Here is a 15731-nt window from a genome sequence, read left to right as displayed (position 1 = left end):
CAGACAATAAAATTGACAAAAAATGTCAAGACACACATACACAAAATGCCATTATTTCTTATCACATATAAAAAACGAACGGTTTACATGATTATGCTGTATTTTCAAAAATCTGCGATAATGATTATATGAGAATACTTGCAGGGCACAAGGAGTGGATGCACCCACTTGGGCTTCTGATGGCGGTTTCGTGACCGTCACCTTCAAGCGACCTTACTTCAAGACAAACACTCTTAAAACTGACAGAGAGGATAACAGGACAAGTAAACAGGACAAGTACCGCACAAGTTCAAGAAATAATTTTTTCAATGAGTGAAGACTATCTAACGATGAATGAAATAATGTCAAATATGGGATTCAAACATCGTACATCATTCCGAGAAAATTATTTCCTCCCTGCGTTGGAGGACGGTGCAATTGAACTGCAGTATCCAGAACAGCCAAAGCACCCAAAGCAAAAATATAGGCTCACGGAAGCGGCTAAAGAGTGGTTAAAGAATAATACCGATTCATCTAAATCGTAAAAGCAGCACCGCAGGTTTGAAAAGTTTTCCGACTTCGGAGGAAAACTCAGCCTCCTGCAAGGGCAAGGCGTTTTGAGCTGCTCGAAGTATTTTGAGCTGCCCAAAACATACCTTGCTGTGTTCAAGTGAACACAAGAATCCGTAAGAAACGGATTGATAAAAAAGCTTTCATAAGAGAACTACACCTTACAAAGTCGCCTTTGAGTTTAGATAATAACACGTATGTATGGTCATACGTTAATACAACTGACCATAATAATATGTGACCAGTAATATGCTTTATCAGACGTATGTATAATCGATATGACGTATGACTGATAAGATTGATATATACATTTTAATACACAAAGTTGTCGAACCATTCAAATGCGATATAGGACAATGACTACAACATCAGCGCAATATGCTGCCACTTTTGGAAAATCCATTGTCGGATAACGGATTATATATTCCTTTGCGGCAAAAGAAACAATAACAGTAAAGAATGATGTATATGGAAATCGTATCTATCGAAAGAAAGACATTTGAGGCGATGGTCGCCAAGTTCGACCGCTTCGTCCACCGTATGGAAGCCATCTGCCAGCGGCACGGCGAAAAGAAAATGAGTGAGTGGATGGACAATCAAGATGTGTGCCAGATGCTCAACATCAGTCCCCGCACATTGCAAACACTGCGGGATAACGGTACGCTTGCCTACTCGCAGATAAACCACAAGATATTTTACCGTCCCGAAGATGTGCAACGTATCGTTTCCGTTGTGGAGGACAGACGTAAGGAGGCGAAGTTCAAGGGCAAGACAAATTAACCACCATCTATAGTAATCCCACTAAATCCAAGTAACATGAATGAGTTAATCAATAAAGACAACGAGTGGATAATCCACTTCATGGGCAGTCTTGACCGACTGCTGGACAGCTACGAGCGTCTGACCGCCAACTATCGTCAGACATTGGGCGGTGAGCGTTTCTTTACTGACAAGGAAGTGTCAGCACGGTTGAAGGTAAGCCGAAGAACGCTTCAATACTACCGCAACGAAGGAAGGATAGCCTATATTCAGTTGGGCGGCAAAATCCTTTACCGTGAATCGGACATCGAACGGATGTTGAATGACGGCTACCGCTCCGCCTTCCGACAGAGGGCAACTTGATTAGCTATCTGATTTTCTTGAAGGAGCGCAGTTTGCCGTCTGCCCTATAATTTGCGGCAGCAATGGACTTACAACAAAAAGAAAAAGGAACGGCTTACGGATGAAGCATCAAGATTCCGCTTCGTCTGTAAGCTGTTCCTTTTCTCGTTCTTCTGATTTCCCGTCAGTCGCTTGTTTCCGTTGCTGGATGCCCTTTCTGCGTATGGTTGGCAGAGGCAAGGTTTTCGGGCTGAATACGCTCCGCAGGAGGAAGATTCTGCCCGAAACGGCTCTGCCGCTTGACCTTGTCGCTACCATCTGAACCATGCGCTACCTTTGCATCCGAGCATCGGGAACAAGTGCCTGACGGGATGAACCTCAACTATACCATCGGTTGTTACCTCTGCCACAGGGAAGAAACAATGTTATCGAAGCCTCTTTCTTGGTGATGCAGATTTCATTTACTACAAACTTTCTGAACAGGATACTTTCTCGACTGCATATCCTGAACGCAACGGCGACAACCATTTCAAGGTTGTAAACATCATAACTGATGCCGTCCGGTTGCCCAATATACTTCTGCGTTTCAACCTCATTCAGTTCCTTGTTCTTGTAGATTGACTGAATCGCCTTGCGAACAACACTTGAAAATACTCCGAAAAAGTCGGCTATCTCGAATTGGGTCATCCATATAGGTGCAGAGGGAGCACCCACCACTCCGTTTTTACTGATTGTGATTATTCCTCTTTCCATACCTATTGCATTACTTTTGACATCACGGACTTAACATTATTCATATCACGCAGAATGGAGGAATCAAGTACACGAGCATAGTGCTGTGTCATTTTGATGTTAGAATGACCGAGCATTTTCGCCACATTCTCAATACTCACACCATTGGCAAGGCAAACAGAAGTTGCATACGAATGCCGGGCTACATGTGTGGTCAAGGTCTTGTTTATCATGCACAAATCAGCAATCTCTTTTAGGTAGCTGTTCATCTTCTGATTGCATGGGACTGGGAGCAATACATTTTTCTTTTGACAAGTAGGATGGCTTTTGTATTTCTCCAAAATCTTCATCGGAATGTCAAGCAAGGGAATGTTACACATGTTCTTCGTCTTTTGGCGAGGTTTGCGAATCCATAGGTTGCCATTAGAATCTTCCACGATATGTTCCGGTGCCAGTTGTTGCACGTCTATGAATGCTAATCCGGTGAACGCTGCAAAGATAAAGACATCACGGACAATGGTGATACGCTCTAACGGAAATTCCTTGTGATAGATAGTGAGTAGTTCATCCATTGTCAAGAACTCACGGATAACCTCTTTCTCATGAAACTTGATGCCGATGAACGGGTCTTTGGTTATCCATTCGTTGGCAAGGGCGAGGTTGGTTATCTTCTTCAGACACTTCATATAACGGATAACCGTATTCTGCTGACAAGACTTTTCCGTTTTGAGGTAGAACTCAAAGGCACGTACCAATTCACTATTGACCTCTGACAACGGCAAATCCTCCTTGTCATATTTCAGTCTAATAAGTTCTGCCAGATAGCGTTTGCAGCTTTCATAACGGCGAACGGTAATCAGGGCATAGTCCTTACCTACAAGTTCACGGCATTGGTCGTTATGTTCTTGGATGGTTTGAATGAGAGTGCGGACAACCTCCGGCTCTTTGTCCTGCCCGAAGAACTTTTCCTGCAACAGACGTGCATGGATGGGAATGCCTTCGCTTTCCAATTCGTTGAAGATGCCATGCAGTTTGATTCTGGCCTCTTCAATATAGGCATTCAAGTCGCAGGACTTGCGGCTCTTGCCTTTGGCACACTCCTTCGGTTGATTCCACAGAGCAGGGTCGATGCTCTTGCGGATGTTGGTTTCCACTCGCGCACCGTTTATCGTGATGCGCATACACACGGAGGCTTCTCCGTTTTTCAGCAACTTGGCTTTCTTGATGAAGAAAAGCACTTTGAATGAGTCTCGTTTCATGTTCCTACAGTTTTATTCGTGGTACAAAAGTAGAAAACCATACACGCTTTCTTGATACGCAAAATGCTGCAAATCAGAGAGAAATAATCCTGTTCGGTGGAGATTCGCGCTCCACCTTTCTTGCTCCACCTTTTGGAACACCAGAAACGGTAATATATTGCCGTTTTTTGCGTCCCGCCGGAAAACAAAAACTCCCGATTTCGTTTGGAAATCAGGAGTTTGCTGTGAATTGCTTTTCTTCTAAGTGGTGCCACCAGGAATCGAACCGGGGACACAAGGATTTTCAGTCCTTTGCTCTACCAACTGAGCTATGGCACCATTTCTATCTCTTTTGCGGTTGCAAAGGTAGTGAAAGTTTTGGACTATGCAAGCGGTTTAGGAATAAAAAACGCTGATAAAAGCTTATATAGCTAAGTATCAGCGTTTATTACTTTAGAAAAAATGCAGAAAAAATTTGTAAGCACTAACTTTTACAGTTCCTCACTCGGATTTTCAGTTTCCTCTTTGAGTGGATTCCATCCTTGTGCTTTCAGTTCAAATTCCTGTCCGTCACGGGTGATAAGGGCGCATCCCAATTCCGGTTTAGTGATATGTCCTATCAGCTTGATACCTTCTATTTCAGATACTTTTTCGTGGTCGGCAATGGGGACGGTGAACAGGAGCTCGTAATCTTCGCCACCGTTGAGGGCGCAAGTTGTCAGATTCATATTGAATTCCTCTGCCATAACAGCCGTTTGGTAGTCGATAGGGATATGCTCCTCATAAATGCGGCAACCAACTTTGCTTTGCGTGCAGATATGCAGCAATTCCGATGACAGGCCGTCGGAAACGTCCATCATGGAAGTAGGCAGAATACCCTCTTCTGCCAACTTTTGAATAATGTCACGACGGGCTTCCGGCTTCAGTTGTCGTTCCAGCAGATACTCTTTGCCTGCGAAGTCGGGTTGTAAATCTTTATCACCGCCTTTGAGGACACTTTTTTCCCGTTCCAATAATTGTAATCCCATATAGGCTGCGCCTAAGTCACCGGAAACGCAGATAAGGTCAGTCTCTTTGGCACCGTTGCGGTAAACAATTTTTCCTTTCTCACCTTCACCAATGCAAGTGATGCTGATAGTGAGCCCTGTATAGGAAGAAGACGTGTCGCCGCCTACAATATCCACTCCATATTCCTCACAGGCGAGACGGACTCCGGCATACAATTCTTCCATATCTTCTACGCTGAAACGCTTGGACAGACCCAACGAAACGGTGATTTGCCGAGGTGTACCATTCATGGCATATATATCGGAAAAGTTTACGATGGCAGATTTATATCCCAAATGTTTTAAAGGTACATACGTTAAATCGAAATGTACACCCTCCAACAATAAATCGGTGGTGACCAGCACCTCTTTGTCCGCCGGGTAGGAGAGGACAGCAGCATCGTCGCCGATACCGTATTGACTTGATTTGTTCTTTAATTCAATACCCTCGGTCAGATGGCGGATGAGACCGAACTCACCGAGAGTTGCTATTTCTGTTCCCATTCTTTATTAGTTGATAGTTGAAAGTTAATAGCTATTACGTGCTTTACACTGCATAGCAACTTTCAACTGTTTATTTACGCTCTGTTAATCAATTCCCTCATAATCTCCGTCATTTTCGGCTGTGCGGCATCTGCGGCTTTCTGCACCTCTTCGTGAGAGACTTCTACAATCTTGCCTTCCACGCCCAAGTCCGTGATTACCGATACGCCGAATACTTTGATGCCGCAATGGTTCGCTACGATTACTTCGGGAACAGTAGACATACCCACTGCATCCGCACCCAGAATACGGAACATCTTGTATTCCGCCGGAGTTTCAAACGTAGGGCCTTGCGTGCCGATGTACACGCCGTGCTGCACCTTGATATCTTTTTCAGCAGCGATGGCATCCGCCTTGCGGATAAGTTCTTTGTCGTATGCTTCGCTCATATCCGGAAAGCGCGGGCCGTATGGAATGTTCCTGCCGTGCAACGGATGTTCGGGGAAGAAGTTAATGTGATCGGTGATAATCATCAAGTCGCCGATTTCAAAATCAGGATTCGTGCCACCGCTGGCGTTAGAAACGAACAAGGTTTTGATACCCAATTCGCGCATCACACGTACGGGGAAAGTTACTTCCTTCATGGAATATCCCTCGTAGAAATGGAAACGCCCCTGCATGGCCAAAATATCTTTATCACCCAGCTTGCCGAAAATCAGTTTGCCGCTATGTCCCTCTACCGTCGAAACGGGGAAGTTGGGAATATCCTCATATTTTATTTCATACTTCTCGGTAATCTCGCTTGCAAGGCTGCCAAGTCCGGTTCCGAGGATAATTGCTGTCTCAGGCTGCGTGTGCATCTTACCTTTCAGATAAGTTGCAGTTTCTTGAATACGTTCTAACATAGCCAATAATGTTTTGGTTAAATATATATTGTTGATTTTGCAAAAACTCAATCTCAATGGGGAGCACATAAATATACGGTTTCAGCTCCTCGTTCAGGGCGGGATGCTCCTTTAATCGTGTAGCATCCTTCTCTGTCGTGATAATCAGTCTCTTACTTCCCTCCAACTGTACAAACCGTTCTTTTATCAGTTGTAAGTCTTTCGTGCTGAAATCATGATGGTCGCCGAACTCCAATAGGTTGACGTTGGGGGTATATGATTTCACCTCCTCCGCCAGTGGGGCAGGGGAGGCGATACCTGTTACAAGCAGTACCTGCTCGTCTCCTGTGCACGAAAATCTTTCTTTCGCCTTCTCGGGGAACAACGGCATCAGTGAGCCGTAGCGGAATCTGGAGAAATACAATTGCTGATACGGATACAGGTGCAGCCGTTTGGTGATGATGTTGAAGTCTATCGGCTTGATGTCGTCAGGGCATTTTGTGACGATAACTATTTGTGCGCGGTTCTTACCGCTTGCAGGCTCGCGAAGCCTGCCTGCAGGAAGCAATACGTCATCGCACAGCAGACGGTGGTAGTCGGTCAGCAGAATATTCATTCCCGCCTTTACGTGGCGATGCTGGAAAGCATCATCCAGCAGTATGGCGTTCACAGGGGGATTTTCCAATTTCAGTAGCTGTTCAATGCCGTGACAGCGGTCTTCGTCTACCGCTACCCGTATGTTGGGAAACTTGCTCTTTATCTGATACGGTTCGTCACCGATTTTCCGCACACTGCTCTCGGCGGTTGCCAGTACGTAGCCTTTGCTTTTTCGTTTGTAGCCGCGGCTCAGTGTAGCTACATTTATGCCCTCATTCTGTAATAGCTTTATCAGATACTCCGTATGCGGCGTCTTGCCCGTTCCGCCTACGGCAAGGTTGCCGACGCATATCACAGGAACGTCAAAACTCCTTGACCGGAGCCAGCCCCAGTCAAAGAGTTTGTTTCGCAAGCACACCCCTGTCCCGTAAAGCCAGGACAGGGGATATAGCCAATGATGTATTTTTACGGATGCATCTCTCATCTAAAGTTATTGTATGTTCAGTTCAAACGGTACACGTGCCTGTATACGGTCTATCTTGTCGAAATTCTCAATGATGCTGAACTGGCGGTACACATCGCCCATTTTGCCGTTCAGCATACGTGCTTTGATGTAATTTCCCGGATTTGTATTCATCAGGTTCTCCAAGAAACCCTCTTTTTTCGGATAGTTCATTATGGTGTAAGCGTCCACACCCGATTGGGCGATGGCTATTTCCAGCGCCTTGTCCAAACCGCCCAGTTCGTCCACCAGTCCCAGTTCCTTAGCGGTGCTGCCGGTCCATACACGGCCTTGCGCTATCTTGTCCAGCTCTTCCATGCTGATGCCGCGTCCGTCGGAACAGCGGGTCAGGAAGAGTTCATAACCGTTGTTTACGTACATTTGCATCAATCCCTTTTCGCCGTCGTTCATCGGGCGGGTCAGGTTGCCGAAGTCGGCATAGGGGTTTGTCTTTACTACGTCGAAGTTCACACCGAGTTTTCCGGTCAGACCTTTGGCATTGGGCATCATGCCGAAGATGCCGATAGAACCGGTTAGCGTGGTAGGTTCGGCAACGATGGTGTCGGCGTTGCAGGAAATGTAATAACCGCCTGATGCAGCATAATCGCCCATAGATGCGATTACCGGCTTCTCTTTTTTCAGTTGCTCTACGGCATACCATATCTGCTCTGAACCGTAAGCGCTTCCGCCCGGAGAGTTCACACGCAGTACTACGGCTTTTACATTTTCGTCATCTTTCAGTTTGCGCAAGTCTCTGATGACCTTTTCGGAGTTGATGCCCTCTTCGGTAGAGGCGGATGAACCGCCGTCAATCTCACCATAGGCATAATATACGGCAATTATGTTTCCGCTCTTGTCTTTGGGTACATTCTTCTTCACGTTTATCATATCTTGAATACCCAGTACCGGCATCTTGTCGTCTTTGTCAATGCCCAACCGGCTTTTCAGATAATCACGTACATCATTCTTATATATTAAGGTGTCCACCAACCCGCTTTTCACGCTCTCCTCTGCAGGATAGAACATCAGCATACGGTCGGCTTCCTTGTTCAGTGTCTCTACGGACAAGTTGCGCGATTCGGCAACGGCTCCCGTAATCTCTCCCCAGATGGAAGACAGGTATGCATTTATTTGCTCGCGGTTGGCGGGGCTCATTTCAGTAGAGATATACGGTTCTACTGCGGATTTGTATGTACCCACTTTGAATACTTGCATCTCCACGCCTATTTTCTCCAATAAATCCTTGACAAACATCGGGGTGGCTGCCAGTCCTCTCCATTCAAGCATACCTTTCGGGTTCAGCATCACTTTGTCTGCCACGCTGGACAGGTAATAAAGGCTCTGTGTATAGGCGTCGCCGTAAGCCACGATGAATTTGCCCGATTCCTTGAAATCTTTCAGTGCATTGCGGATTTCTTCCAACGAAGCGAATCCTGCACTCAGTGAGGTTGCTTGGAGGTAAATGCCTTTTATGTCTTCGTTCTCCTTTGCTTTTTTGATAGAGGAGAGGATATCGTCCAGTCCGTAGGTTTTGTAATCATTCTTCATAAGGAAGTCCAGCGGGTTTTCTTGACTGCGTTCGGTCAGTGCGCCGTTCAAATCCAGCATCATGACGGAATTTTTACGTACTAACGTTTCCGATTCCGAAGATGATACCATACTGAAAACTACGAGAATGCTGATGAAAAACAAAACGACACTCGATACGATAATACCTGTTACGGTGGCGAGCGTAAATTTCAAGAAATCTTTCATTGTCTTATTGCTTTTTTGTATGCTAACTTTTCAAGCTAACAAAGATAAATAATTAGGTTGATATTTTCCCTATCTGTCGCAAGGTTTTTCGGTTTTGTCACACGAAGGTTTTAAAATTTTATTTATACCGCCATGTTTATCCTTTATTTATATGTATTGTTCAGTCATTGTCATTATGCAGAAAGCTGATTTTACTTCACCTGTGTTCTTTTCATACAACAACTGTTGTATGAAAAGAACACAGGTGAAGTAATTAAGTAACACAGCTGTGGTACGGATAATTATTAGTACCTTTGTCTTTTATTTCTGTCGATTTCAGAGTTTGTCTTCCCGATATTCGCGGTTAGTCTTTCCCGGTTCTCGATAAATCACTAAAATATAGAATCTTATGAGTGTTTACTATGATTTTTATGAGACGCCGGTCCCGGAGGGTGAAGAACCGAAACCGCTTCATGCGCGCGTCTGTTCCAAAGGAACTATTTCCGGTAAGGACTTCATAGACCAAGTCTTTCGTGAGGAACATATGCCCCATGCCATGATTGTGGGTATTATGCAGGCCGTCTCCACTGCGCTTGGCGATAAGTTGGCCAATGGTTATACGGTAGAAATAGAAGGGCTTGGCTTCTTTAGCACTTCGCTGAAATGTACTCGGTCTGCCATGACGAAGAAAGATATTCGTGCTGAGTCAATCAAGATGTCTACGGTGAAGTTTCGTCCCAGCGTTGAGTTCAAACGTTATGTAGCCAACAAGATGAAACTTGAACGTGCCGATAAACGTTTTTTCTCGGAAAAACCGAAAGCGGTGGGAGATATGGATACTCGGAAACAATGTCTGCTGGATTTTTTGGATATCAATATCTGCATCACTCGTGCCGAGTATGCCCGTCTTGTCCGTGTAGCCAACCGACGTGCAATATCCGATTTGCAAGCGTTCGTCCGTTTCGGTGTTATACGTATGCGTGGCGCCGGCAGGTCTGTGGTCTATGTGAAGGCGTAATTTTAGTGTTTGTACGCGTATGTGTACGCGCCCGCATATATTATAATGTGCCGCCCTTTCTTCGGTTGCCGTCAGCGTTAAAAAAATATGCTTTACAACACATTTATCAATCAGCGAGTTACGAAAAAGTTTCATTTTTTATTGTAAAAAGAGACAGATATATTTGGCTCATATCTTTAAATCCCCTACTTTTGCATCCGCTTTCGAGAACGAGAGCGGCGATAGATTGACATTCTGACAGAAACGGAGTAAGAACCCTTACTTTTTTCTTTTCCTTTGAGGCTGTTTCTTTCGAAACTTCCTCCTTTGAAAAGAAAAATGAAAAAAACTTCCGATTTATTTGGAAGATATGAAATAAAGTTCTTACCTTTGCACCCGCTTTCAAAAAAGAAAGCAAGCGTTGATTGAAACACTTTTTACAAAGCGGGCGGTAACGGCATTCCTTTTTCTTTGTTCTCCCTTTCGCAAGAGAGACGACGAGAAAAAGAAAAAGAAAAAAAACTTCCGGAAATATTTGGAAGATATACTTAAAAGTCTTTACCTTTGCATCCGCTTTTGAAAAAGAAGAGCAACCGAAAAAGAAGCGATCTTTGAAGAGATTTACATAAACAATACAAGTAGTACAAGAGCAAGTCTTCTTGGCGACAAGAAAGACTTGGGTAAAATAAAAAGAACCGTCAATACCTGTTTGTAATTGTCAATAGATGGTTATGAAGACAGGTAATTGAAACCTTTTTTAAATTCGAGCGTCCTGAACAGAGCAAGAACCATTCCTTCGGGAATGATTAACAATACTTTTACAATGAAGAGTTTGATCCTGGCTCAGGATGAACGCTAGCTACAGGCTTAACACATGCAAGTCGAGGGGCAGCATGATTGAAGCTTGCTTCAATCGATGGCGACCGGCGCACGGGTGAGTAACACGTATCCAACCTGCCGATAACTCGGGGATAGCCTTTCGAAAGAAAGATTAATACCCGATAGCATAGTTTCCCCGCATGGGGTTACTATTAAAGGATTCCGGTTATCGATGGGGATGCGTTCCATTAGGCAGTTGGCGGGGTAACGGCCCACCAAACCCACGATGGATAGGGGTTCTGAGAGGAAGGTCCCCCACATTGGAACTGAGACACGGTCCAAACTCCTACGGGAGGCAGCAGTGAGGAATATTGGTCAATGGACGAGAGTCTGAACCAGCCAAGTAGCGTGAAGGATGACTGCCCTATGGGTTGTAAACTTCTTTTATACGGGAATAAAGTTTGCCACGTGTGGCTTTTTGCATGTACCGTATGAATAAGGATCGGCTAACTCCGTGCCAGCAGCCGCGGTAATACGGAGGATCCGAGCGTTATCCGGATTTATTGGGTTTAAAGGGAGCGTAGGCGGGGTATTAAGTCAGTTGTGAAAGTTTGCGGCTCAACCGTAAAATTGCAGTTGATACTGGTATCCTTGAGTGCAGCATAGGTGGGCGGAATTCGTGGTGTAGCGGTGAAATGCTTAGATATCACGAAGAACTCCGATTGCGAAGGCAGCTCACTGGAGTGTAACTGACGCTGATGCTCGAAAGTGTGGGTATCAAACAGGATTAGATACCCTGGTAGTCCACACAGTAAACGATGAATACTCGCTGTTGGCGATACAATGTCAGCGGCCAAGCGAAAGCATTAAGTATTCCACCTGGGGAGTACGCCGGCAACGGTGAAACTCAAAGGAATTGACGGGGGCCCGCACAAGCGGAGGAACATGTGGTTTAATTCGATGATACGCGAGGAACCTTACCCGGGCTTGAATTGCAGCGGAATGTGGTGGAAACATCCCAGCCTTCGGGCCGCTGTGAAGGTGCTGCATGGTTGTCGTCAGCTCGTGCCGTGAGGTGTCGGCTTAAGTGCCATAACGAGCGCAACCCTTATCTATAGTTACCATCAGGTGATGCTGGGGACTCTATGGAGACTGCCGTCGTAAGATGTGAGGAAGGTGGGGATGACGTCAAATCAGCACGGCCCTTACGTCCGGGGCTACACACGTGTTACAATGGGGGGTACAGAAGGCAGCTACACAGCGATGTGATGCTAATCCCAAAAACCTCTCTCAGTTCGGATTGGAGTCTGCAACCCGACTCCATGAAGCTGGATTCGCTAGTAATCGCGCATCAGCCACGGCGCGGTGAATACGTTCCCGGGCCTTGTACACACCGCCCGTCAAGCCATGAAAGCCGGGGGTACCTGAAGTACGTAACCGCAAGGAGCGTCCTAGGGTAAAACTGGTGATTGGGGCTAAGTCGTAACAAGGTAGCCGTACCGGAAGGTGCGGCTGGAACACCTCCTTTCTGGAGCGACGCTACGGAAAAAAAAGTTGGTTCTTTTAGAAATTACTTCCATCGGAACCTCTTGTACTGCGAGTACTTGTTTGTATATATAAAGAGAAAGAAGAAGCCGAGCCGCAAGGCGAGGGTTTGACTGACAGTCCTATAGCTCAGTTGGTTAGAGCGCTACACTGATAATGTAGAGGTCGGCAGTTCAACTCTGCCTGGGACTACTCCGAACGAGGGGGGATTAGCTCAGCTGGCTAGAGCACCTGCTTTGCACGCAGGGGGTCAACGGTTCGAATCCGTTATTCTCCACTCTATTAATTGCCAATTGTATATTCCCAATTGCCAATTGAAAACGATCTTTGACATGATGTAACTGAAAAAAAGTAAAGTTAAAGCTGAAAGTATATATCGACCATACGTTGTCGGTAAGACTAAAAGTAAGCAAGGGCGCATGGCGGATGCCTTGGCTCTCGGAGGCGATGAAGGACGTGATAAGCTGCGATAAGCTTCGGGTAGGTGCAAATGACCTTTGATCCGGAGATTTCCGAATGGGACAACCCGATTGGTTGAAGACCAATCATCCAACCAAGTTGGAGGCTAACGCAGGGAACTGAAACATCTTAGTACCTGCAGGAAAAGAAAATAAATAATGATTCCCCTAGTAGTGGCGAGCGAACGGGGATTAGCCCAAACCACCTATGTTACGGCATAGTTGGGGTTGTAGGACCACGTTGTGGCAAGAAAGTTGGTGAGCAGAATGTTCTGGAAAGTACAGCCATAGAGCATGATAGCTGCGTATGCGAAGCCAACCGAAGCCTAGTGGTATCCTGAGTAGCGCGGAGCACGAGGAATTCTGCGTGAATCTGCCGGGACCATCCGGTAAGGCTAAATACTCCCGAGAGACCGATAGTGAACCAGTACTGTGAAGGAAAGGTGAAAAGCACTTCGAACAGAAGAGTGAAATAGTTCCTGAAACCATGCGCCTACAAGCGGTCGGAGCCCCTTTTTGGGGTGACGGCGTGCCTTTTGCATAATGAACCTACGAGTTACTTTTTCCGGCAAGGTTAAGAATCTCAGATTCGGATCCGAAGCGAAAGCGAGTCTGAACAGGGCGTATAGTCGGAAGGAGTAGACGCGAAACCAAGTGATCTACCCTTGAGCAGGTTGAAGGATGGGTAACACCATCTGGAGGACCGAACCAATAAGCGTTGAAAAGCTTCTGGATGACTTGAGGGTGGGGGTGAAAGGCTAATCAAACTTGGAGATAGCTCGTACTCCCCGAAATGCATTTAGGTGCAGCCTTGACTTATACTGACATGAGGTAGAGCGACTGATAAGATGCGAGGGCTTCACCGCCTATCAAGTCTTGACAAACTCCGAATGCGTGTCAGTTCTATGTCAGGAGTGAGGGCATGGGTGCTAAGGTCCATGTCCTAAAGGAGAACAATCCGGACCAACAGCTAAGGTCCCGAAATGAATACTAAGTTGAACTAACGAAGTCAGATTGCTAAGACAGCTAGGATGTTGGCTTGGAAGCAGCCATTCATTTAAAGAGTGCGTAACAGCTCACTAGTCGAGGAGTTTGGCGTGGATAATAATCGGGCATTAAGTATTCTACCGAAGCTTTGGGATGTGTAAACATCGGTAGGGGAGCATTCCACTCGGCGTTGAAGGTGAGGCGTGAGCCTTGCTGGAGCGTGTGGAAAAGCAAATGTAGGTATAAGTAACGATAAAGGGGGTGGGAAACCCCCTCGCCGAAAGACTAAGGTTTCCTGATCAACGCTAATCGGATCAGGGTTAGTCGGGTCCTAAGGCTCAGCCGAACGGCGAGGCCGATGGCAGAACCGGTTAATATTCCGGTACTACCTTTAGGAGTGACGTGGAGACGGAGCAGTGACAATGCCGCCATCTGACGGAATAGATGGTTAAAGGGTGTAGATGTTGATGTTTGCAGGCAAATCCGCAGACAGAGTCGAACCTGACAGTACGGAGCGTTCTTCAGAACAATCCGATAGTGCATGTAAGCATACTCCCGAGAAAATCCGCTAAACTTAATCCTTCAGGTACCCGTACCGTAAACGGACACACGTAGTCGGGTTGAATATACTAAGGCGCTTGAGTGATTCACGGTTAAGGAACTAGGCAAATTGACCCTGTAACTTCGGGATAAAGGGTCCTCGTTTAACGGCGAGGCGCAGAGAATAGGTCCAGGCAACTGTTTAACAAAAACACAGGGCTGTGCGAAATGGAAACATGAAGTATACAGCCTGACACCTGCCCGGTGCTGGAAGGTTAAGAGGAGATGTCATCGCAAGAGAAGCATTGAATTGAAGCCCCAGTAAACGGCGGCCGTAACTATAACGGTCCTAAGGTAGCGAAATTCCTTGTCGGGTAAGTTCCGACCTGCACGAATGGTGTAATGATCTGGACGCTGTCTCAACCGTGAGCTCAGTGAAATTGTAGTATCGGTGAAGATGCCGATTACCCGCGATGGGACGAAAAGACCCCGTGAACCTTTACTATAGCTTAACATTGAATTTGGGTAATTGATGTGTAGGATAGGCCGGAGGCTTCGAAGCAGGTACGCCAGTATTTGTGGAGCCGCTGTTGAAATACGGCCCTTTGATTATTTGAGTTCTAACCCGCTGATGCGGGGACACTGTTTGGTGGGTAGTTTGACTGGGGTGGTCGCCTCCAAAAGCGTAACGGAGGCTTCTAAAGGTGCCCTCACGACGATTGGTAACCGTCGGTAGAGTGTAATGGCATAAGGGCGCTTGACTGGGAGACTTACAAGTCGATCAGGTAGGAAACTAGAGCATAGTGATCCGGTGTTTCTGTATGGAAAGGACATCGCTCAAAGGATAAAAGGTACTCCGGGGATAACAGGCTGATCCCTCCCAAGAGCTCATATCGACGGAGGGGTTTGGCACCTCGATGTCGGCTCGTCACATCCTGGGGCTGGAGAAGGTCCCAAGGGTTGGGCTGTTCGCCCATTAAAGTGGCACGCGAGCTGGGTTCAGAACGTCGTGAGACAGTTCGGTCTCTATCTATCGTGGGCGTATGAAATTTGCGTGGCTCTGACACTAGTACGAGAGGACCGTGTTGGACTGACCTCTGGTTTACCGGTTGTGCCGCCAGGTGCATTGCCGGGTATCTAAGTCGGGATTGGATAAGTGCTGAAAGCATCTAAGTACGAAGCCAGCCACAAGATTAGATTTCTCAGGGTCGTCAAAGACGATGACGTTGATAGGATGCAGGTGTAAAGGCAGCGATGTCATAGCCGAGCATTACTAATTGCCCGTTCACTTTCAGTCTTGCCCCTGTATGGGGGATATATACATTCAGTTCCTTTTCTTTTTTTACATCATGTCTGCCTTATTCAGGTGACTATAGCACCGGGGTTCCACCTCTTCCCATTCCGAACAGAGAAGTTAAGCCCGGTCACGCCGATGGTACTGCGTAACAGTGGGAGAGTAGGTAGTCGCCGTTTTAGAAGAAGCCTCCGTATCGGATGATACGGGGGCTTTATTCGTTTT

General features: G+C 46.3%; 11 protein-coding genes, 3 tRNA genes and 3 rRNA genes. 10 read left to right on the top strand and 7 right to left on the bottom strand.

Annotation, left to right across the window (positions count from 1 at the left end):
- Nucleotides 1-239 precede the first annotated feature (239 nt).
- From DW121_RS00095 to DW121_RS15510, 4 genes are all read left to right on the top strand, one after another.
- Nucleotides 240-524 carry a Fic family protein gene (locus DW121_RS00095; protein WP_410492035.1) on the top strand — a complete coding sequence of 95 codons (285 nt, stop codon included), beginning with the start codon at nucleotides 240-242 and terminating at the stop codon, nucleotides 522-524.
- Between the two features lie 493 nt (nucleotides 525-1017).
- Nucleotides 1018-1329, top strand: a complete 312-nt coding sequence (locus DW121_RS00090; RefSeq protein ID WP_118322917.1) for a helix-turn-helix domain-containing protein — start codon at nucleotides 1018-1020, stop codon at nucleotides 1327-1329.
- Between the two features lie 36 nt (nucleotides 1330-1365).
- Complete coding sequence (locus tag DW121_RS00085) at nucleotides 1366-1671, top strand: helix-turn-helix domain-containing protein (protein WP_118322596.1); 306 nt, start codon at nucleotides 1366-1368, stop codon at nucleotides 1669-1671.
- Between the two features lie 100 nt (nucleotides 1672-1771).
- Complete coding sequence (locus DW121_RS15510; protein ID WP_147399656.1) at nucleotides 1772-1972, top strand: hypothetical protein; 201 nt, start codon at nucleotides 1772-1774, stop codon at nucleotides 1970-1972.
- Nucleotides 1973-2028: 56 nt separating this feature from the next.
- On the opposite strand, the gene DW121_RS00080 is transcribed toward DW121_RS15510, so the two are convergent.
- From DW121_RS00080 to sppA, 7 genes are all read right to left on the bottom strand, one after another.
- On the bottom strand, nucleotides 2029-2403 hold the full coding sequence (locus DW121_RS00080) for a hypothetical protein (RefSeq protein WP_118322593.1): 375 nt from the start codon (nucleotides 2401-2403) through the stop codon (nucleotides 2029-2031).
- Nucleotides 2404-2405: 2 nt separating this feature from the next.
- Nucleotides 2406-3641, bottom strand: coding sequence for a site-specific integrase (locus DW121_RS00075; RefSeq protein ID WP_118322590.1), 1236 nt, complete (start codon nucleotides 3639-3641; stop codon nucleotides 2406-2408).
- Between the two features lie 245 nt (nucleotides 3642-3886).
- Nucleotides 3887-3959 (bottom strand) — tRNA-Phe (locus DW121_RS00065).
- A 152-nt stretch (nucleotides 3960-4111) separates the two neighbouring features.
- Complete coding sequence (gene thiL / locus DW121_RS00060; RefSeq protein WP_118322584.1) at nucleotides 4112-5170, bottom strand: thiamine-phosphate kinase; 1059 nt, start codon at nucleotides 5168-5170, stop codon at nucleotides 4112-4114.
- Between the two features lie 74 nt (nucleotides 5171-5244).
- The gene (locus tag DW121_RS00055) at nucleotides 5245-6054 is read right to left on the bottom strand and encodes a purine-nucleoside phosphorylase (RefSeq protein WP_118322916.1); all 810 of its coding nucleotides are present in this window, start codon (nucleotides 6052-6054) and stop codon (nucleotides 5245-5247) included.
- Nucleotides 6011-7114: a tetraacyldisaccharide 4'-kinase gene (gene lpxK / locus DW121_RS00050; protein WP_118322581.1), complete on the bottom strand. Its 1104-nt coding sequence runs from the start codon at nucleotides 7112-7114 to the stop codon at nucleotides 6011-6013. Before lpxK ends, DW121_RS00055 begins: the two co-directional genes overlap by 44 nt.
- A gap of 6 nt (nucleotides 7115-7120) precedes the next feature.
- Nucleotides 7121-8887: a signal peptide peptidase SppA gene (sppA, locus tag DW121_RS00045; RefSeq protein WP_118322578.1), complete on the bottom strand. Its 1767-nt coding sequence runs from the start codon at nucleotides 8885-8887 to the stop codon at nucleotides 7121-7123.
- Nucleotides 8888-9275: 388 nt separating this feature from the next.
- On the opposite strand from sppA, the gene DW121_RS00040 reads away from it, so the two are divergent.
- From DW121_RS00040 to rrf, 6 genes are all read left to right on the top strand, one after another.
- Nucleotides 9276-9884 carry an HU family DNA-binding protein gene (locus tag DW121_RS00040; RefSeq protein ID WP_117712863.1) on the top strand — a complete coding sequence of 203 codons (609 nt, stop codon included), beginning with the start codon at nucleotides 9276-9278 and terminating at the stop codon, nucleotides 9882-9884.
- A 799-nt stretch (nucleotides 9885-10683) separates the two neighbouring features.
- Nucleotides 10684-12210: ribosomal RNA gene (locus DW121_RS00025) — 16S ribosomal RNA — on the top strand.
- A 135-nt stretch (nucleotides 12211-12345) separates the two neighbouring features.
- A tRNA-Ile gene (locus DW121_RS00020) sits at nucleotides 12346-12419 on the top strand.
- Nucleotides 12420-12430: 11 nt separating this feature from the next.
- A tRNA-Ala gene (locus DW121_RS00015) sits at nucleotides 12431-12504 on the top strand.
- A 122-nt stretch (nucleotides 12505-12626) separates the two neighbouring features.
- A 23S ribosomal RNA gene (locus DW121_RS00010) occupies nucleotides 12627-15509 on the top strand.
- A gap of 65 nt (nucleotides 15510-15574) precedes the next feature.
- A 5S ribosomal RNA gene (gene rrf, locus DW121_RS00005) occupies nucleotides 15575-15685 on the top strand.
- Together the 16S, 23S and 5S rRNA genes with 2 tRNA genes alongside form the textbook arrangement of a ribosomal RNA operon.
- Nucleotides 15686-15731: the final 46 nt, after the last annotated feature.

Source organism: Bacteroides sp. AM10-21B (genome assembly GCF_003472565.1).
Classification (GTDB): domain Bacteria; phylum Bacteroidota; class Bacteroidia; order Bacteroidales; family Bacteroidaceae; genus Bacteroides; species Bacteroides propionicigenes.
Note: the sequence above shows the minus strand (reverse complement) of the source record. Positions and strands in the feature narration are given on the sequence as shown.

Coding starts and splice junctions, on each gene's coding strand:
- DW121_RS00055 (WP_118322916.1), bottom strand. CDS start 6,054: ATGTTAGAACGTATTCAAGAAACTGCAACTTATCTGAAAGGTAAGATG.
- thiL (WP_118322584.1), bottom strand. CDS start 5,170: ATGGGAACAGAAATAGCAACTCTCGGTGAGTTCGGTCTCATCCGCCAT.
- DW121_RS00040 (WP_117712863.1), top strand. CDS start 9,276: ATGAGTGTTTACTATGATTTTTATGAGACGCCGGTCCCGGAGGGTGAA.
- DW121_RS00075 (WP_118322590.1), bottom strand. CDS start 3,641: ATGAAACGAGACTCATTCAAAGTGCTTTTCTTCATCAAGAAAGCCAAG.
- lpxK (WP_118322581.1), bottom strand. CDS start 7,114: ATGAGAGATGCATCCGTAAAAATACATCATTGGCTATATCCCCTGTCC.
- DW121_RS00085 (WP_118322596.1), top strand. CDS start 1,366: ATGAATGAGTTAATCAATAAAGACAACGAGTGGATAATCCACTTCATG.
- DW121_RS00090 (WP_118322917.1), top strand. CDS start 1,018: ATGGAAATCGTATCTATCGAAAGAAAGACATTTGAGGCGATGGTCGCC.
- sppA (WP_118322578.1), bottom strand. CDS start 8,887: ATGAAAGATTTCTTGAAATTTACGCTCGCCACCGTAACAGGTATTATC.
- DW121_RS00080 (WP_118322593.1), bottom strand. CDS start 2,403: ATGGAAAGAGGAATAATCACAATCAGTAAAAACGGAGTGGTGGGTGCT.
- DW121_RS15510 (WP_147399656.1), top strand. CDS start 1,772: ATGAAGCATCAAGATTCCGCTTCGTCTGTAAGCTGTTCCTTTTCTCGT.